Below are 19,737 nucleotides of genomic sequence, written 5' to 3'. Positions count from 1 at the left end.
TATTCGTTGAACGTTTATTCAGTTAAATATATACAATCTTATTTAAATACGATTAATTTAATAGCGTTTAATCATTTTCATACTCCCCGAGTTAGCCAACAGATAGTGATTTCCTTTCTTGAGAATCTCCATTGTTCCAGCAGATTCTAATTGATAAGCAGTGCGTTGGTGGTTCTTCCAATCGATTAGATAATATTGAGGCTCTGTATAGCCTTCCCGTTCAAAACCTATCTTTTCATAGACCTTCCCGTCCGACCAATCGCAATCGACATAGGTCATCACATCGCTGGGTTTGAAATCGTGGGAAAAGGCTTTCAATAATTTACTGAGACCTCCGACCACTACATAACCTTGTTTCGTACAGAAACGGATACACTCGAATGAGCGATACCCTTCGGTATGCCGCATGAGTCGCCCTCCACTAAACACTCCGATACTCATGAGTTCGCCGTCGATAAACAACCCATATCGATATTTACCGGGAATGGGCGTATGCAGGTGATGGTCTTCTAGAAAGGATAAAGCGGTATTCTTATCAATCCGCGCTACGACACCCTTCCTTGCATAGAGTCGCTCAACCTGACCCAGGCGGTTTAAAATCCTGTTAATAACTAGATCGCCCCTGTTTAACCATCGATCTTCGTCAAGATGGATAATCGCTTTTTTAGACGAAGCGCGATCCAAATGGATGCGGCTCGACTCAGGCAGATAGTAATAAATTACTAAATTGTGGTATGGAAAATCTATGCTATAGATATTCGAACTTATTTCCGCTACTTGAAACGACGTAGAGCAGCGATTTTCCAGCTGCTGAATCAAAACATTGAATGCATCCCGAGATGTGTTCATGTTGCAAATATATTTAAAAGAGCGGGGTTCACCTTTTAGACCGAACTTATTTAAAAATTGTATAACTTAGAATCTGAATAAGAAAAATACTATGCGTAACATCATTCTTGCTATCTGTCTACTTACCTGCGTTTCTTATTATGCATGCGCACAAAAAAAACAAACAGATAACCACTCTAGCGGAGCAGAAACTGCACCGACCACCGTCGTTCTGAACAATTCAACTAGTAAAATCCCGCTTAAACAGTTGGACGAAAGAAAAATAGCCAGCATGAACGCGGATGTAACGTTCGACAGTTTACTTAACTTCTATGCGGCTGTTTCACCTATCCTTCCGGGCGACGATGTAAGGGAGTATAATACACTAATAGTAGAGCTCAATGATAGACTCTTGGCAGATGCCCAATTTATTGAATCACTGAAGGGATATAATAAAACAGAAGATTTAATCATCGTCGGAAAAGGATCCTATGATAAGCTTGCCAAACTGAACGACATAGAAACTCCCATTATCTGGTCGACCGATACCAGTCGGCAAGCATCAGCAATGAATGCTCAGGTAATTTTCGGCGGTCTCGCAGCCGACGGTGCTTTACCGAGCGATGTTTCAGCCAACTTCAAAAGGGGAGACGGTTACAAAACTGAAAAAATAAGATTAGATTATACGCATCCCGATCAACTGGGCATTAATGGTGAGCAGCTGGAAAAGGAAATCGACGCAATCGCTCAGGAGATGATCGATGGGAAAGCCGCACCGGGCGCTGTGGTAATGGCTGTTAAGGACGGACATGTCATTTTCCAAAAAGCCTATGGCAATCACTATTATGATAAAGATGAACCTACTGATATTTATGATATTTTCGACCTGGCATCGGTAACAAAGATTGCTGCAACTACCTTGGCGGTGATGAAGCTGGAGGACGAAAATAAAATCGATTTAACGAAAACAATGGGTTTCTATCTTGAGGATGCAGCCCAATCCAATAAGAAAGATGTCAAATTACAAGACGTTATGCTGCACCAAGGTGGCTTTATCCCTTTTATTCCATTTTATCGAGATTTAACAGAGGCTGATTATCGTACGGATTCTTCAGACGCCTTTCCGGTAAAAGTGGGTGAAAATTATTATCTGCGAAAAAACTACTATGAAGATGTTATGTGGCCGACAATGCTCGCTTCGAAAGTAAAACCTCCGGGCGAATATGTATATAGTGATATCAGCATGTATGTAATGCAGCATGTAATAGAGAAACAAACCGGAGTGCCAGAAGAGTTCTACGTTAAAAAGAACTTTTATGATAAATTAGGCATGTACTCTACGGGTTTTAATCCCTGGCAGCGCTTTCCGCAAACGCGGATCGTACCGACTGAATTGGATAAAACATTTAGAAAATCACAACTTATTGGTTTTGTTCATGACCAAGGGGCAGCAATGGCCGGAGGCGTAGCCGGACATGCCGGTCTATTTGCAACCGCCAACGATTTGGCAATTTATGGACAGATGTTGCTGAATAAGGGTACGTATGGTGGTGAGCGCTATATACAGGCAGCTACAATTGAAAAATACACCGCTCAGTTTTCTGACAAAAGCCGTCGCGGTTTGGGTTTTGATCGTTGGAGCCCAGAACCAGACAGCGAATACCCTTCGAAGTTAGCGTCACCGGCAACATTTGGACATACAGGGTATACAGGGACTTGTATATGGATGGATCCTGAGCATCAATTAGTTTATATATTCCTTTCAAACCGAGTTCAACCAACGGTAAGCCCTTATTTATCAAAATTAGACATTCGTTCCAGAATTATGGATGCCATTTACAAGGCAATTCAAAAAAAATAGTGGAACTTTGTCCGATATTTCTAGAAGAACACTTTATTATAATATTGACGAATGAAAATAGGCATTGTTTGTTATCCGACCTTCGGGGGGAGTGGTGTAGTGGCTACGGAACTGGGAAAGGCTCTAGCGGCTCACGGGCATGAAGTGCATTTTATAACCTACAACCAACCCGCCCGATTGGATTTCTTTTCAGCGAACTTATTTTACCATGAGGTTAGTATTTCAAAATATCCGTTATTCGACTTCCCTCCTTATGAATTAGCGCTTTCAAGCAAGCTCGTGGATGTCGTTCGTTTCGAAAATTTAGATCTGTTACACGTACATTATGCCATTCCGCATGCTTCGGCAGCATTTATGGCAAAGCAGATTCTCAAAACCTATGGTATTGATATCCCTGTAATAACAACACTTCATGGAACCGATATTACTTTGGTAGGAAAAGACCCCAGTTACAATCCGGTGGTTACCTTCTCGATTAATCAATCCGATGGTGTAACTGCTGTATCTGAAAACTTGAAGAAGGATACACTGGCGCATTTTAATATATCGAAGGACATTAAGGTTATTCCTAACTTCATCGACTTGTCTCGTTTCAGTTTGAAACCGAGAGATCACTTTAAACGTGCAATTGCTCCCGAAGAGGAACGTATTATCATACATACTTCTAATTTCAGGAAAGTAAAACGGACTGCTGATGTCATCCGAATTTTCAAAAAGATAAATGAAAAGATCCCATCCAAGCTGCTCATGGTTGGCGATGGTCCAGAAAGAGCAAATAATGAAAGGATATGTCGTGAACTAGAAATCTGTCATGATGTTCGTTTCTTAGGGAAACAGGATGCCATTGAAGAAATCCTCTCTGTATCCGACCTTTTTCTGATGCCCTCGGAATCAGAAAGTTTCGGCTTAGCGGCTTTAGAAGCTATGGCCTGCAAAGTCCCGGTCATTGCTACCAATGTCGGTGGCTTGCCAGAGTTAGTAACTCAGGGAGAAAGTGGCTTTATGTCTGATCTAGGAGATATTGATGACATGGCAAAAAATGCGATGTACATCCTAGAAGACAGCAAGCGCTTAGAAGACTTTAAAGAAAAGGCACTTCAACGGGCGAAGGAGTTTGAACTGAGCTTAATCCTTCCTATCTATGAAAATTATTACAAAGAGGTAGTAGGCTCAACGAAAAGCGCGGCTCTTTAATATTTATAAAGGACGCCGATCTACTCCTTCTTCCGTTATTTTCACAGGAAGTATAAATCCATTCTCATCAAAATACATCCGATCGATACATACTTCTCGATGATATCCTACATCGGTTGTTAACGGCCTCCGATGATAAACGATGTACCAGTCGTCACTACCAGGATAATTGAGTACAGAATGATGGCCGGCTCCTTTTGCAACTTCCGGATCTTGTTCCAGAATTTTACCTATACGTTTGAAAGGTCCTAATGGCGAGTCTCCGATGGCATAGGCTACGGAATAGTCTGGCCCCATCCATCCGCCTTCTGACCACATCATATAGTATTTCCCGTTCTTAACAAACATAAAGGCTCCTTCTACATAGTTTTCAGGCGTAATAGACTTAAACAAACTCCCATCCTCAAAGGGAATGAAGCCTGTGAAGTCATCATTAAGTTTCCCGATATTACAATTTCTCCATCCTCCATAAATTAGATAATGCTGCCCATCAACATCGCGAAAAACGAACTGGTCGATTGGCTGTGCGCCGTGATAGAACTTATCAATCAATGGCTTGCCAATATGGTCTACATAGGGACCTTCAGGTTTGTCGGCTACCGCTACACCGATACCGCCAAGTTGATCGTCATTCTGGATATCGTTCGCACCGAAAAACAGATAATATTTGCCCTCCTTTTCGATAATCGAAGGCGCCCAAATTGAATACGCGGCCCATTTGACATTCTTTATATCCAGAACATGGCGATGTTTTTTCCAATTCGTGAGATCCTTGGACGAAAAAGCATCGAGAAAAGTTTGTCTGAGATACTGTGGATTAATTGTGTTTTTCTGTAATGCAAGTTGCTGCTCAGTGAATTCTGTAGATGGATCTGGCTCGCCGTATTCTTCAGAAAAAGTTGGAAAAATCCAGTAGGTATTGTCAAAAATAGCAATTTCCGGATCTGCATACCAACCCGGAAAAACAGGATTGCCAACTTTTTCAGATTGTGAATAGGTTTTATCAATTGATAGATAAATACAAAATAAGCTTATTAATATGATCTTCGTTCTCATAGTTCTTGTTTCAACTGAAGGACGAATGTATTAAAAAAATCTAATTTAGTAACTCATCAAATGTAATTGATACGTAGTATAACCCACCAACTGAAGGGTTACCCCAACCTGTCGTATAGAGCTTATTCCCAATATTTGTGGCACCTAACTTAATAATGGACTTATAAGCAGGCAGGCGTTTACTCACCTGTGCATCAACGGTCGAGTAGGCCGGTATAACCGTATACCCGCCAATGTTGGCGATGGTATTAGCTAAAGCTGCATTCCAGACCATCTCTGTCTGATGACGGAAAGTCACGCCGAAACCCCAACCTGTCTTATTGATATCATGATTGGTAATCCCCAGATTGTATCTGAATTTCGGACTATTGAAGGAAGTTACAAACGTAGGGTCATTTTCCTTTAATTCGTCTTCATTTAAAAGAACATTCTGTGTAATATTTCCATTAAACAAAAAGCCCTTGCCTAAGGCGTAATCTATACCGATCCCCCAACCAGAATTTTTAACAGTCTGCTCTGCATTCATTGGCATGCTATACACATTGCGCTTTGTCGCATCAGCTAAATCGGTTATCGGCCCATTCGGATCCTTCTTTTGTATTAGTATCGTACTACCTTCAAAGGTTAAAAAGCGATTGTAATAATAGAACAAATCGACGAATAGCTTCTCGTTTATCAATCCTTTATAGCCGAGTTCATAGGTCTCGACACGCTCTGGCTCCCATTCTCTAAACTGGAACGGCTCGATCATCCCTTCTTGCACGCTGGCTAAACGATAGACCGGATTATCAATCATATTATATCGCTCCTTAAATAAGGGTAGACCTCCAACTAACCGCGCCTGCGGTGTGAGCAAGTCGATATATTGGTTTTGGTTTGTAGGTATTCTGAAGCCTCGCTGGAATGAAGCTCGAATGTTCTGTTCAGGTGCGACCGTGTAAACACCGGAGATCCGGGGACTAAATTGACCTGCAAAGTTTTCATTTTTATCGTAGCGAATGGATGCGGTAAGTTTAAAAACGTCAGCAAACTTCTTGGCCCCTTGTATGTATGCACCATATTCGCTGATATTAAATTCTTCACCTTCCGGTGTCCCATCTTTCGTCGCAAAAAGAGTTCCTTCAGAGTTAAGGTCATATACGCGATAGTTAGCTCCTGCCAATAACTCTACAGTTTCAGGGTCAATAAGACGCTTGAAGTCATACATCCCTTCCACATGATAGAGGTTTGTCCGGTCAAGGAATTGAGCGCCTACAGGTATCGGTTTTGATTTAATATCTGTCATTGCTGCTTCGAACCCCGTTCCGTTCACGCCATACAAACCATTTGCCGCCTCTATTCCAGGAACCAGAGCATTGGTCATCCATTCGTTTCTATTGGCTTCCGCGAATGCATTTGCTGTCTGATAGGCATTGGTCATTGCTTGTTGCTGATCCATTCCGCTCATCATGTTGGTTTGATAGGTTTGCAATAGAGCTCCTGCATATTGGGCAAACGAGTTCTGTACAAAACCGGGGGCGCCGGTTCCGATCGCGGTCTCCAACCATCCTTTACTCATCAGACTTCCCAGTACGCCGATTGCATGTGCATCACCGGAATTTTCCCGTGTAGTATAACCCCTAAGAAAGAAATTATCTCCTCGCAGTTCTGCTTTGTATTGACCCATGGTAAAGTTCTGAATATTGTAGCGGTCTGCAGCGGTATAAACGGATGATCCCTTCCCCCAGTTTAATTGGACAATGGCTTCCATATCGTCCGTAACCCGATAGTGAAAAGAAGCATTTAATTTCAGGCTCTTAGCCGGGTATTTGGTCAACTGTTGTTCGGAATAACCAGGCGCGGCAAAGTAATATTGAGGGACCATGGCATTAAATATATTATTGGCCACTGCATGTTGCGCTTGCGGATCAGAACCGGCCAACAATTGTGGCAATGTAAGATTACCCGCCTGCGGGATTTCTGTCGTCATAATTGCTCCGAGCGTAGCCGATGTACCATTCGAACCATCACCGGGCATCCCATTGCCTCGAAGAATATCGTAGACATTTGTTCCGACATCCCCATACCAGTTTACACCATCATAATATGGGTTGTTTTGAATGTTGCCGACGTTATTTTCAAGGGTTGTACCATTAAAACTCTGGTCACGGTAGTCGGTGGCTTGCCAGTCGTCTGCCGAAAGGTAAGCTACGTTTGCTTTGAAAGCAAAGCGATTATTGTATGATTTAGCGAAGCGTAATGCTACATCATAGAACGCTGTATTTTCCCTTGTCCGATTGGATGCGCTCATGACGCCACTCTTAACATAGGCACTTACGCCTTGATACTCAAAAGGTGATTTGCTGTTCATCAATAAAATACCATTGATCGCATTAGGCCCATAGAGTGCAGAAGCAGCTCCTGGTAACAATTCAACAGTTTCAACATCCAGCTCAGACATGCCCACTACGTTTCCAACCGGAAAGTTGAGCCCAGGCGCTTGGTTGTCCATGCCATCCATCAATTGCACAACCCGGACATTACCATTTGCTCCGAAACCGCGGGTGCTGACTGATCGGAATGTCAATGATTGCGTATTCATTTCAACTCCTTTAAGGTTCTGTAAAGCGTCGTAAAATGAAGCCTGGGGCGATGTTTGTATTGCCCTCGTACTTAGACGCTCAATAGTTACCGGAGATTTCAATAAGCTTTCCGGCACCCTCGATGCGGAAATAACGACAGCATCTCCCATAATTGCCTTCTCTATTAAAGAGATCGTCAGGTTCTCCTCTGAACGATTAACAGTTACTCGCTGTGTTTCAAACCCGACTGAACTGACGATGAGCTCAATTGGCGGGTCGGAAGAAACTGATAGCGAGAAAGTACCGTCCTGATTTGTGGAGGTTCCCATAATTTTCCCTTCGACTTGCACGCTGACACCAACCAAAGGTGTGGAACCCGCTGCATTAACTATTCGGCCTGAAACAACTGTTTGCGCAAATGCGGAGGCCAAAAATGTGATCTGAACTACCATCCATAGTAATGCGATCCTTTTTAGGCTAACTATTTTCATATCATAGTATTTAAAGGTTCTTAAAGAGCCCGCTGCATGTGCAGGCAATGAAATGTCCGTTAATAGTTCTTAATTGGTTTTTTATAAACAATAATACAAAAAAATTATTATTTACTATGTCTGCATAATTTTTTTACTCATATTCCGCAATAAACCAGCTCGTTCATTTGTTTTGAATTTAATTTTATTTATCATACCTTTGCAATATCTTAGTTGAGAGGGAACAGACTGTTCCCTCTTTTTTTTAAGTAGGTTTTAAGATGGATATTGAAAAGCACGTAGCGAATTTAGTTCAGGAGAAAATCGCAGATAGGCCAGAACTCTTTTTGGTCGATGTTCGATTTGCTTCGAATGGAAAGCTTTCTATTCTAGTGGATGGGGATCAAGGGATCAGTATACAGGATTGTGCGGCGATTAGTCGGCACGTAGGTTTTCATTTAGAAGAAGATGAAATAATAAAAACTGCCTATAATATTGAAGTCTCTTCTCCTGGCTTAGACAGCCCCTTGCATCTTGAGCGTCAATTTGTTAAAAACATTGGACGGCGTGTAAATGTTAAGCTGAAAGATGGTAAAAAACATGAAGGCGAATTATTGAGCTACTCGCCTGAAGGTATCGTAATCAAAGAATTATTGAAAGAAAAAGGAAAGAAAGCAAAAGAGCAAGAGTCCTTTTTTGATCTTGATAGTATAGTTGAAACAAAGGTGTTAATTTCATTTAAATAAAATGAGCAATATAAATTTAATAGACTCATTTCAAGAGTTTAAAGACTTTAAGAACATTGACCGGCCGACGGTAATCAGTGTATTAGAGGAAGTTTTCAGAAGCATGATCCGTAGACGATTTGGTACAGATGAAAACTGTGATGTGATCGTGAACCCAGACAATGGGGATTTGGAGATATGGAGAACACGAGTAGTAGTCGAGGATGAGTTTTCAGAAGACGATGAACTGGAAATCGAACTTGCAGAGGCTAAAAAACTTGATCCGGACTTAGAGGTAGGAGATGATTATATCGAAGAAATAACATTAGAAAGTTTTGGCCGTCGTGCAATCTTAGCCGCAAGACAAACACTGGTTTCGAAGGTGCTAGAACTCGAAAAAGATGAAATTTTCAAAAAATACAAAGATCGTGTAGGTGAGTTAGTTACAGGAGAAGTATACCAAATATGGAAGAAAGAAACACTCGTTCTTGATGATGAAGGAAATGAGCTAATTCTTCCTAAAACAGAACAGATCCCAGCCGACTACTTTAAAAAGGGTGATAGCATACGGGCTGTTGTCCACAAGGTAGACATGTTAAATGCATCTCCGAAAATTATTATATCTAGGACTGCTCCTGAATTCTTACATCGCCTGTTCGAATTAGAGGTGCCTGAGATTTTTGATGGTTTAATTACCATTAAGAAAATTGTACGTGAACCGGGCGAAAGAGCGAAAGTTGCTGTTGAATCTTACGATGATCGTATTGATCCGGTAGGAGCCTGTGTGGGAATGAAAGGTTCTAGAATTCATGGTATTGTACGTGAGTTACGAAATGAAAATATTGACGTGATTAATTTCACCAATAATATTTCATTATATATAACCCGTGCGTTGAGTCCGGCCAAAATTTCCTCAATCAAACTTGATGATGAGGAAAAGAGAGCCGAAGTCTACCTTCAATCCGATCAGGTCTCGCTAGCAATTGGACGAGGAGGGCATAATATTAAACTTGCCGGCAAACTTACAGGATATGAAATCGACGTATATCGCGAATCTGACGAAACGGAAGAAGATGTCGACATCGAAGAGTTTTCTGATGAAATCGAGAGCTGGATACTCGATGAATTTAAACGGGTTGGACTAGACACAGCTAGATCTGTGTTGGCCTTGAATGTTGACGAACTGCTAAGGCGGACAGACTTAGAAGAACAGACTATTATCGATGTTATTCAGATATTCAAATCGGAATTTGAATAAATGTTTGCAAAAAACACGTTTTCTGTAAATCATTGGTAATAAACAACTAAAAAAGCATACTTTTGTAGCAACTAAATAAAAGAGGTAATAATTATAAATGACAGAAGGTAAAAGCATAAACTTACTGAAAGCAGCCAAAGAACTGAACATTGGCATCGCAACTGCTGTTGAATTTTTGAATAAAAAGGGTTATGATATTGAATCAAAACCCAATACAAAACTGAACAGTGAGATGTACAATGTTCTTCTGAAAGAGTATCAAGGGGATAAAATTGTAAAGGAGGAAGCGAACCAAATTGTAATTGGTAAAATTCGCCGTGATGAAACTCCTGCTGAAACGAACTCTCCCGATACCGGAAAAGGCTCTGACTCAGAAGAAATTCTTATTAAGAACAGTACGTTCACTCCTCCTGTTGAGCCTGCAAAAGAACAGGCAAAAACGCCTCAGGAACCAGTCAAAGAAGAAGATACAACGTCGACTCATAAAGGTGTAAAAGTAGTAGGTAAAATTGATTTGGATAGTCTTAAACGTTCTAAATCAACTAAACCAAAGACCGAAAAAGCTGAAGAAGCAAAAAAAGAGGATGCAAAAGAAGCGGAATCTAAAGAAGTTGACGCAGTTGCGCCGGAAGAAGCACCGATTGAGTCTAAAGCTCCAGAAGCTCCATCTATAAAAGAACAAGAGGAGAAACAAGACAAGGAAAAAGAAGAAGAAAAAGCAAGGTCTGCTGAAGAAACCAAGGCAGAAGCTCCTACAGAAAAGGATGATAGTACCATACCGGCTGCTAAGGGTCTTCCGAAAGTAGAACCGGAGTCAAAGCCAGTGGAAAATACTTCGAAAGAAGAAACCAAGCCGAGTGATAATAAGCCCGGCGATAATGTTTACCGGACAAAGACGGTTCGATTGACCGGGCCGAATGTAGTCGGAAAGATAGAACTTCCGACTAATACTCGTAAGAAAAGCCAACCTATCGCTTCATCAACGGGAGCAGGGACAGATCATAAGCGGAAGCGAAAACGCAAGGAAGTTGGAAATCGTAATCAACCAGGAACTGGTGGACAGCACCAAACTGGCGGAAATGCGCCGCATCGTGGTGGCGGGCCCAATAAAGGAGGTCAGGGACGCGGGAAACATGATTTCCAACGTGGAAGAGGCCGTAACCAGCCAACCGTCAAAAAAGAAGAACCTACAGAAAAAGAGATTCAAGATCAAATTAAAGCTACCCTCGCACGTCTAAGCGGTGCAGGTAAGTCAGGAAAATTTGCTCAACGTGCAAAACTCAGACGACAGAAACGTGACGATGTTGCCCTTTCTGCTGAAGAGGCAGCAATGGAACGTGAACTGCAATCAAAAGTTCTGCGTGTTACCGAATTCGTTACTGCAAACGAACTAGCTACTTTACTTGGCGTTCAAGTAACACAGGTTATCTCCACCTGTATGAGTCTCGGCTTATTCGTATCAATCAACCAGCGCTTGGATGCTGAAACGATCAGCATTGTAGCAGAAGAGTTTGGTTATGAAGTAGAGTTTATCAAACCGGACGAGGAAGAAACCTACGATCTAGAGGAAGAAGACAATCCAGATAATATGATTCCACGGTCTCCAATTGTCACTGTTATGGGACACGTTGACCATGGTAAAACTTCCCTACTCGACTACGTACGTAAGTCTGATGTGACTACTGGTGAAGCGGGGGGTATTACTCAACATATCGGAGCATACGAGGTAACGCTTGAGAATGGACGAAAAATCACCTTCCTTGATACACCTGGACACGAAGCCTTTACGGCCATGCGTGCCCGTGGTGCAAAAGTTACTGACATAGCTATTATCGTAATAGCGGCGGACGATAGTGTGATGCCTCAAACCAAGGAAGCAATAAATCATGCACAAGCTGCCAATGTTCCTATTGTATTTGCATTTACAAAAATAGATAAACCGGGAGCTAATACCGATCGGGTAAAAGAGCAACTCTCAAATATGAATATCCTGGTTGAAGACTGGGGTGGAAAATACCAAGCGCAGGAAATCTCTTCAAAAACTGGGCAGAATATTAGCCTGTTGTTAGAGAAAGTTCTTTTGGAGGCAGATATGCTGGAACTGAAAGCAGACCCTGATAAACGCGCGGTTGGTTCGGTTGTCGAAGCAGAGTTAGACAAAGGAAGAGGAATTGTCACGACTGTCCTAATTGAGGCTGGTACCTTACATATTGGGGATGCGATCCTTGCAGGCTCCCATAGCGGTAAGGTAAAAGCGCTTACCAATGAACGTGGAAAGAAAGTGACGGCTGTTGGTCCTTCATCTCCTGTTCAAATTTTAGGTATGACAGGTGCTCCAACTGCTGGAGATAAACTTTATGTATTAGAAAGTGAGTCTGAAGCGCGACGTATCGCAAATCAACGTTTACAACTACAACGCGAACAGGGTTTACGTACTCAAAAACATATTACGCTGGATGAGATTGGTAGACGATTGGCAATCGGCAACTTTAAAGAGCTGAATGTGATCGTCAAAGGGGACGTGGATGGTTCTATTGAAGCGCTCTCCGATTCATTGATCAAACTGTCTACGGAAGAAATCCAAGTGAATGTTATTCATAAATCTGTTGGACAAATCTCAGAATCAGACGTTCTATTAGCATCTGCTTCGGACGCCATTATCATCGGATTCCAAGTACGTCCGTCAACTGGTGCTCGAAAATTGGCCGAACAAGAGCAAATAGACATCCGACTTTATTCAATTATCTACGATGCTATTGATGAGTTGAAGTCAGCAATGGAGGGTATGTTAGCGCCTAAATTCGAAGAGAAGATTGTTGCTAACGTAGAAATCCGTGAAACGTTTAAAATCAGTAAAGTTGGTACCATTGCCGGTTGTATGGTGTTAGACGGTAAGATTAACAGGAATCATGATATCAGAATAATTAGAGATGGTGTCGTAGTGTATTCTGGTAAACTTGCTTCACTTAAGCGTTATAAAGATGATGTTAAAGAAGTATCTGCAGGATACGAATGCGGCTTGAATATCGACAAGTTCAACGATATTAAAGTGGGCGATATTGTTGAAGCTTACGAACAAGTGGAAGTGAAACGTAAATTATAATAAGGACTAGACCCTGAAAACAAAAAAGCGCAAGATGATACATCTTGCGCTTTTTTGTTTTGCCGCTCTGCTAGGTTAATTAGCTATAGAACTGCTGCATTTCGATCAGCCTGTAATACAAGCCCTTCTTCTCAAGCAGCTGACTGTGCGTTCCCTGTTCCACAATACGTCCGCCATCAAGGACAAAGATTCGGTCTGCCTGCTGTATTGTACTTAAGCGATGGGCGATGACTAAACTCGTTCTATTTTTCATCAACTTATTTAGCGCTTCTTGAACCAATTGTTCGGATTCAGTGTCCAACGCAGATGTAGCTTCATCTAATAATAGAATGGGAGGATTCTTCAAGACTGCACGAGCAATGCACAGACGCTGTTTTTGTCCGCCCGATAGCTTAACTCCACGGTCCCCGATCGTGGTCTGATATCCATTTTCGGTGTCAAGAATGAACCCGTGTGCATTGGCGATCTTAGCCGCTTCAATTATACGCTCCTCTGACACATTCTCTAAACCAAACGCAATGTTATTAGCGATCGTATCATTAAATAGTACGAGATCTTGATTTACAATTCCCATTAGTTGTCTCAGCGAATCAACTTGAACGTCCTTTATATCGTGCCCGTCCAATAGTATTCGACCTTTTAATGGGTCCATAAAACGAGGAATGAGATCCATCAAGGTAGACTTTCCTCCGCCTGACGGACCTACCAATGCAATTGTCTCACCCTTGGGCAGAACAAGATCAACGTCAGAAAGTATGACTCTGTCGCCGTAGTTGAAACTTACATCGTCTATACGTAGTTCAGACCGAAAGTCCTCAACTGCAACCGCATTCTCAGAATCAACAACCTCCGGCTTTTCGTCAATTAAATCTAGTACTCGTTCACCGGCTGCTATTCCTGAGTGGATATTACTAAAAGCGCCTGTAAGGGCCTTCGCCGGCCGCATCACTTGCGAGAATAACGCGATGTAGGCTATAAACGTACCAGCTGTAAAGCTTGGATCTTTATTGATGACTAGATTCCCTCCATATAGCATAATAATAGCCACCATTAACACGCCTAGAAACTCAGATACAGGAGAGGCCAGCTGCTGTCTCCGCACCATACGCCGACCAATCTTCGAGTAGTACACATTTTCGTCGTCAAATCGCTTCTTAACAAAGTTGGTCGCATTAAAGGCTTTGATAATCTTGACACCGGACAAGGCTTCATCTAGATAACTAATCATTCTACCGTATACTGTCTGTGCCTCCGTAGCCTGTTCTTTTAGCCTTTTTACGATCAGCGAAATAAAAAAGCCAGACACAGGAATAATCAGCAATGCGAATAATGTGAGTTCTAAAGACATCATTAAAAGACAAACGATATAAAAGATCAGCTGCAAGGGCTCCTTAAATACAACTTGCAATGTGCCGGTAACCGAAAACTGCACGACCTGGACATCAGAAGATATTTTTGAAATGATGTCACCCTTTCTTTGGTTGTTAAAGAACCCGACGTGCATATTCATTACATTATCGAATACCGTCTTTCTTAGGTTCAGCAAAGTATGAATCCTTAAGTTTTCCATAATCCGTTGTGACAGATAACGAAAAATATTGCTCAGTAACACGGATACAACAATCACTATGCATACAATCTTTAGAGCCTCGTAAGGTCCGAAATTTATGCTCATCTGTTGCGCATAATAATTAAACCAGTCGATTGCATTCCAGCCTTCAGGCCGCGTAAGCACCTCCATTTCCTCGTTTGCTGAAAACAATGTGTTTAATAAGGGGCCGACCAACACCAAGTTAAACGTACCAAATAAAACCGAAAGGAGTGCGCAGAGTATATAGGGTATAGCAAATTTTTCTATTGGCTTAGCAAAAGAAAGTAGTCTAAAGTATATTTTCATAAATCATATAAAATCTTACAAAGGTAAGAAAACCATAGGCAATTCAATTAATTTAGAATCTTGATCATAAAAACGCTATCCCGTCATGAATATATCAATAACAAACAAGCTTTTTTGTAAGTTCATCATATAATTATCAAATCCTTATTAATATTCAGTAAATCATTACTAAGTTTACGTGCTTAAAATAAAATTACCATGCAAGTAACGATTGCGGATAGACTCCAACAAACGGAAGAATATTACTTTTCTAAAAAATTGAGTCAGATTGCAGAAATGAACAAAAACGGGGCTGATGTCTTGAATCTTGGGATTGGAAGTCCCGATCTTCCTCCCCCTCCTATTGTCATAGAGACACTCATCAAGGAGAGTCAGAATCCGCATAATCATGCCTATCAAAAATATACCGGCACGCCTGAATTAAGAAATGCGATATCGGACTGGTATCAAAGGGAATATCACGTATCACTAGACCCGGAAAAAGAAATACTCCCATTAATAGGGTCGAAAGAGGGGATTATGCATATCTGTATGACCTATTTACAAGCTGGGGACGAAGCTTTGGTTCCCAACCCTGGTTATCCGAGCTATGCTGCCGCCGTTAACCTAAGTGGGGCCAAAGCTCGGTTTTATAATCTATCAGAAGAAAGCAACTGGCTCCCCAACTTAGAAGAGCTATCCAAACAAGACTTAAGTCGAGTTAAAATCATGTGGGTGAACTACCCCCATATGCCGACGGGCGCCAAGGCGAATCGCGACTTTTTTGTTGCGCTAGTTAAGTTTGCAAAAAAGCATCAAATACTGCTCTGCCATGACAATCCGTACAGTTTTATTTTAAATGAAGACCAGTTAAGCCTTTTATCCATTGAAGGTAGCAAAGAAGTCGTATTGGAATTAAATTCGTTCAGCAAAACCTTTAATATGGCAGGCTGGCGAATAGGGATGCTTTTAGGTGCATCAGAGCGCATTTCAGAGATATTACGTTTTAAAAGCAATATGGATTCAGGGATGTTTTATCCACTGCAAATTGCTGCGAGCAAAGCATTGTCGCTTAAACAGAATTGGTACAATGATATAAATTCTGAATATAAAAAAAGAAGAGTCAAAGTATACGAAGTGATGGATGCATTAAAATGTACATACAGCAAAGAGCAAGTAGGGATGTTCGTATGGGCTAAAATACCGGATCATTATCGCGATTCGTATGAATTAGCAGATAAAATTCTGGATCAGGCTCATGTGTTCATAACGCCCGGCGGCATTTTTGGCAGTCAGGGAAACCGCTATATCCGCATAAGTCTTTGCGCAAAAGAGTCTCTATTTCAAAACGCTCTCAATCGTATTAACTCGGTCAAACAATAAAAACATGAACATAACCATCATCGGCGTGGGACTTATCGGTGGCTCCCTCGCCATGCGACTAAAAGAAACGAATTTTGCTTCAGCAATTATAGGAATTGATAATAATAAAGAAAATCTGGAGAAAGCACTCCAGTTAAATATTATCGACAGTTTATCGGATTTAGAAGCCGGAGTGAAGGAAGCAGATTTAATTGTCTTAGCTATTCCAGTCGACGCGATTCAACAGCTGCTCCCAAATGTACTTGACCTCATCTCAAAAAACCAGGTAGTTATGGAGATGGGCTCAACAAAACAAGAGATTCTCGATTCCGTTGACCGTCACCAAAATCGCGGGCGCTTGGTAGCCTGTCACCCGATGGCCGGTACCGAGTACTCAGGACCTGAGGCAGCACTCCGTGATCTATTTGAGGGTAAGAATATGGTATTCTGTGACATCACTAGAACAGATGAGGACGCCTTTGAACTAGCGGAATCGGTATGCGAGGAACTTCAAATGAACCCTATATTTATGCATGCTAAGGAGCATGACCTACATGCTGCTTATGTTTCGCATATCTCCCACATCACGTCATTCGGTCTTGCGCTTACGGTTCTTGAAAAGGAGAAATCGCAGGGTCGCATTTTTGAACTAGCTAGCGGGGGCTTCGCGTCGACTGTGCGTCTAGCTAAGAGTTCAGCTGAAATGTGGGTTCCGATTTTCAAACAAAACAGAGAACATGTGCTTGAAGTTTTAGAAGAACATGTACGGCAGTTGAAACTTTTCCATGACTTGCTTGAAAAAGAAGACTATCCTGCGGTTCTCAAACTGATTAAACAAGCCAACAAAATCAAGCGTATAATAAAATAGTCTACTCAAAATAGAGAAGGGCTTGCCCCTTCTCTATTTTATCACCTTTGTTCACTTCAATCGACTTCACGATGAGATCCGACGGTGACTTAATCAAATTTTCCATCTTCATTGCTTCCAACACGAGTATCTGTTCACCCTTCTTTACCTGCTGCCCGGCATCAACTAAAATATCTAATACCATACCGGGCATAGGTGCCTTTAGGTCGCGGACCGACGACCTTACATTTGTCTCAAAACCCAAGGTTTCTAATAATCGGTCTTTTTCATCTTTCAGTTCAACTCGATACACTTTCCCGTTCACCATAATCACAGCGGATTTAGCCTGATCGTCTTTTTCGATGACTTCAACCTGATAGCCTCTATGATCCAAGATGAGATGATAGCGGTTTTCTGAGATGGTATACAGATCTGGTTTTACTTGTGCACCGTCAATCATAACGGCGCCGCCTTCCTCTTCAATTTCGAATGATTGAGAATCATTAACTAGTACTTTCTTCATTGGCAACGATCATAGCAGGTATCGCCATCAAGATAGTGAAATTTTACCGATTTATTAATGCCACCTCTATACAGGCGACAACCGCCGCCGTTTCAGTTCTTAGTCGAGACGAACCCAAGCTGATCGGTACGTATCCTTTATCGAGCGCGATTGCTATTTCTTGCGAGCTAAAATCGCCTTCCGGTCCGATTAAAATCATGGCGTTTTCTCCAGCGGATAGCTTTTCGTTGATATAAGACTTGCTATCCTCTTCGCAATGGGCGATGAAGCACTTGTCGCTCGTCTCAGTATTCAGAAAGTCGCTAAGTTTTGTTACCTGATTAAGCTGCGGAAGAAAACTCTGTTTAGATTGTTTCATCGCGGCGATCAGAACTTTTGCTAATCGATCCAATTTAACAGCCTTCCTTTCAGAATGCTCACATATAATCGGCGTTATTTCATCAAGCCCGATCTCAGTTGCCTTCTCTAAGAACCATTCATAACGATCGATATTCTTTGTGGGCGCTACCACCAGATGGATTTTCCCCTGACGCGGTTCGTCTTGCGAGAAAGATACAATATTTAGTAAGGTGTGTTTAGGGTGCGGATCAACAATCTCGGCTATGTATCTGCCTCCTCTACCATCAATTAACATGATTCGATCAGATGTTGTCAAACGCATTACACGAACACAGTGCTTGCTTTCTTCTTCAGGCAGGGTATGTGATGAAGTCTGTGAATGAATGTCCGGCGTATAGAATATATGCAATGTTATAATGATTATTCTTCGTCTTCCTCTTCAGGCAATTCGAGTCTTTCCATCTTCACGGATTCAATATTTTGTTCCGTTTTCTTCAAAATCGTGAAAGCGTAGCCATGATATTGCTTACACTCTCCCACATCTGGAATCTTGTCAAATAGCTCGCTTACCAACCCCGAAACCGTATCGTAATCGTTGCTCGGCGGAAGCTCATGTGGCAAAAATTCGTTTACGTCATGAATATTCGCGGATGCTGTCACAACATATTCAGTCTGAGACACCTGCTCGACTATAGGATGTTCCTCGTCGTACTCATCTTGAATTTCGCCGACCAACTCTTCAACTATGTCTTCTAATGTGACCATTCCTGAGGTGCCGCCAAACTCGTCCAGTACAATTGCAATCTGAATACGCTTCAGCTGGAATTCAGTTAGCAAATCATTGATTTTCTTAGTCTCAGGAATAAAATAAGGCTTCCGGATAATATTTTTGAGTTCTATTTCTTCCTTATCGACTAATTGAGGCAATAGATCCTTAGCGTGTACAATACCTACGACTTTATCAATAGACCCATCGTACACAGGAACTCGCGAATAGCCTTCGCTTATAATGGTGTTCAGTAGGAGTTCCTTTGGGCTGTCTATATCAACTGCTGTGATTTTTGTACGTGGAACCATCACGTTTTTAACTACACGCTCATTAAAATCAAATACATTTTTTATAAGTTCATGTTCAGTCAAATTGAGTGCACCAGACTCACGTCCTTGATCCAGTAAGTATTGAAGTTCTTCGGACGAGTGATGAACCTCGTTTTTTGTCGGTCCAAAACCCAATACTTTCAACAATAAATTTGCAAAGCCATTCAACACCCATATAAAGGGTTTGAATAACATATAAAAGAAACGTAAAGGAAGCGTAAGAGCCATGGTTGTACCAACCGGACGTTGAATCGCAATCGACTTAGGCGCCAATTCCCCGAATACGATATGGAGAATAGTGATGATACTAAATGCCAAAACATGGCCTAAATTCGTTTGTAAAGACCCAGATAGTTCAACATTAAATAAACTGAAAAAGTTGACTACAATCTGTGTCATTACAGCCTCTCCGACCCAACCAAGCCCCAGCGAAGCTAGTGTAATTCCTAGCTGTGTTGCGGCCAAATAACCATCTAGGTGGTTCGTTATGTGTTTCGCAATATTTGCTACATTGCTACCAGCTTTTGCACGAACTTCTATTTGAGATGCCCTGACTTTAACGATAGCAAATTCAGCAGCAACAAAAAATCCATTCAGGAAAACTAAGAAAAAGGTAACAAAAATTTGAAAACCCAT

The 19,737-nt window shown here is 41.6% G+C and carries 14 protein-coding genes; 7 read left to right on the top strand and 7 right to left on the bottom strand.

Features of this window, described 5'->3' with window-relative positions; all coding sequences use genetic code 11:
* Positions 1 to 57 precede the first annotated feature (57 nt).
* A complete protein-coding gene (locus WKR92_RS07660; protein WP_375557236.1) occupies positions 58 to 849 on the bottom strand; it encodes a hypothetical protein in 792 nt (263 codons plus the stop codon).
* 91 nt (positions 850 to 940) lie between these two features.
* On the opposite strand from WKR92_RS07660, the gene WKR92_RS07655 reads away from it, so the two are divergent.
* Both WKR92_RS07655 and bshA read left to right on the top strand, forming a co-directional pair.
* On the top strand, positions 941 to 2,689 hold the full coding sequence (locus tag WKR92_RS07655) for a serine hydrolase domain-containing protein (RefSeq protein WP_375557235.1): 1,749 nt from the start codon (positions 941 to 943) through the stop codon (positions 2,687 to 2,689).
* 51 nt (positions 2,690 to 2,740) lie between these two features.
* Entirely contained in the window at positions 2,741 to 3,883 is a 1,143-nt protein-coding gene (gene bshA, locus WKR92_RS07650; protein ID WP_375557234.1) for an N-acetyl-alpha-D-glucosaminyl L-malate synthase BshA, read from the top strand.
* A 3-nt stretch (positions 3,884 to 3,886) separates the two neighbouring features.
* Here the strand turns inward: bshA and WKR92_RS07645 are convergent, their stop codons facing one another.
* The gene (locus WKR92_RS07645; protein ID WP_375557233.1) at positions 3,887 to 4,939 is read right to left on the bottom strand and encodes a glycoside hydrolase family 43 protein; all 1,053 of its coding nucleotides are present in this window, start codon (positions 4,937 to 4,939) and stop codon (positions 3,887 to 3,889) included.
* Positions 4,940 to 4,979: 40 nt separating this feature from the next.
* A complete protein-coding gene (locus WKR92_RS07640; protein WP_375557232.1) occupies positions 4,980 to 7,991 on the bottom strand; it encodes a TonB-dependent receptor domain-containing protein in 3,012 nt (1,003 codons plus the stop codon).
* A 260-nt stretch (positions 7,992 to 8,251) separates the two neighbouring features.
* On the opposite strand from WKR92_RS07640, the gene rimP reads away from it, so the two are divergent.
* From rimP to infB, 3 genes are all read left to right on the top strand, one after another.
* Complete coding sequence (gene rimP / locus WKR92_RS07635; protein ID WP_375557231.1) at positions 8,252 to 8,716, top strand: ribosome assembly cofactor RimP; 465 nt, start codon at positions 8,252 to 8,254, stop codon at positions 8,714 to 8,716.
* A 1-nt stretch (position 8,717) separates the two neighbouring features.
* Entirely contained in the window at positions 8,718 to 9,953 is a 1,236-nt protein-coding gene (nusA, locus tag WKR92_RS07630) for a transcription termination factor NusA (RefSeq protein ID WP_375557230.1), read from the top strand.
* A 97-nt stretch (positions 9,954 to 10,050) separates the two neighbouring features.
* A complete protein-coding gene (infB, locus tag WKR92_RS07625; protein ID WP_375557229.1) occupies positions 10,051 to 13,056 on the top strand; it encodes a translation initiation factor IF-2 in 3,006 nt (1,001 codons plus the stop codon).
* Between the two features lie 79 nt (positions 13,057 to 13,135).
* Here the strand turns inward: infB and WKR92_RS07620 are convergent, their stop codons facing one another.
* Positions 13,136 to 14,953 (bottom strand): ABC transporter ATP-binding protein, encoded by a 1,818-nt coding sequence (locus tag WKR92_RS07620; RefSeq protein WP_375557228.1) that lies wholly within the window; start codon positions 14,951 to 14,953, stop codon positions 13,136 to 13,138.
* 198 nt (positions 14,954 to 15,151) lie between these two features.
* Between WKR92_RS07620 and WKR92_RS07615 the strand changes: the two genes are divergently transcribed.
* Entirely contained in the window at positions 15,152 to 16,315 is a 1,164-nt protein-coding gene (locus tag WKR92_RS07615; RefSeq protein WP_375557227.1) for a pyridoxal phosphate-dependent aminotransferase, read from the top strand.
* 4 nt (positions 16,316 to 16,319) lie between these two features.
* Positions 16,320 to 17,162: a prephenate dehydrogenase gene (locus WKR92_RS07610; RefSeq protein ID WP_375557226.1), complete on the top strand. Its 843-nt coding sequence runs from the start codon at positions 16,320 to 16,322 to the stop codon at positions 17,160 to 17,162.
* 1 nt (position 17,163) lies between these two features.
* On the opposite strand, the gene WKR92_RS07605 is transcribed toward WKR92_RS07610, so the two are convergent.
* Genes WKR92_RS07605 through WKR92_RS07595 form a run of 3 tightly spaced genes read right to left on the bottom strand, consistent with a single transcriptional unit; the run spans position 17,164 to position 19,737 of the window.
* Positions 17,164 to 17,664, bottom strand: a complete 501-nt coding sequence (locus tag WKR92_RS07605) for an acyl-CoA carboxylase biotin carboxyl carrier protein subunit (protein WP_375557225.1) — start codon at positions 17,662 to 17,664, stop codon at positions 17,164 to 17,166.
* Between the two features lie 43 nt (positions 17,665 to 17,707).
* Entirely contained in the window at positions 17,708 to 18,412 is a 705-nt protein-coding gene (locus WKR92_RS07600) for a 16S rRNA (uracil(1498)-N(3))-methyltransferase (RefSeq protein WP_375557224.1), read from the bottom strand.
* A gap of 11 nt (positions 18,413 to 18,423) precedes the next feature.
* Positions 18,424 to 19,737, bottom strand: coding sequence for a hemolysin family protein (locus WKR92_RS07595; RefSeq protein ID WP_375557223.1), 1,314 nt, complete (start codon positions 19,735 to 19,737; stop codon positions 18,424 to 18,426).

The organism is Albibacterium profundi (assembly GCF_042159835.1).
Taxonomy (GTDB): Bacteria; Bacteroidota; Bacteroidia; order Sphingobacteriales; family Sphingobacteriaceae; genus Albibacterium; species Albibacterium profundi.
The sequence above is the reverse complement of the archived record's forward strand: the minus strand, read 5'-3'. Positions and strand labels throughout refer to the sequence as shown.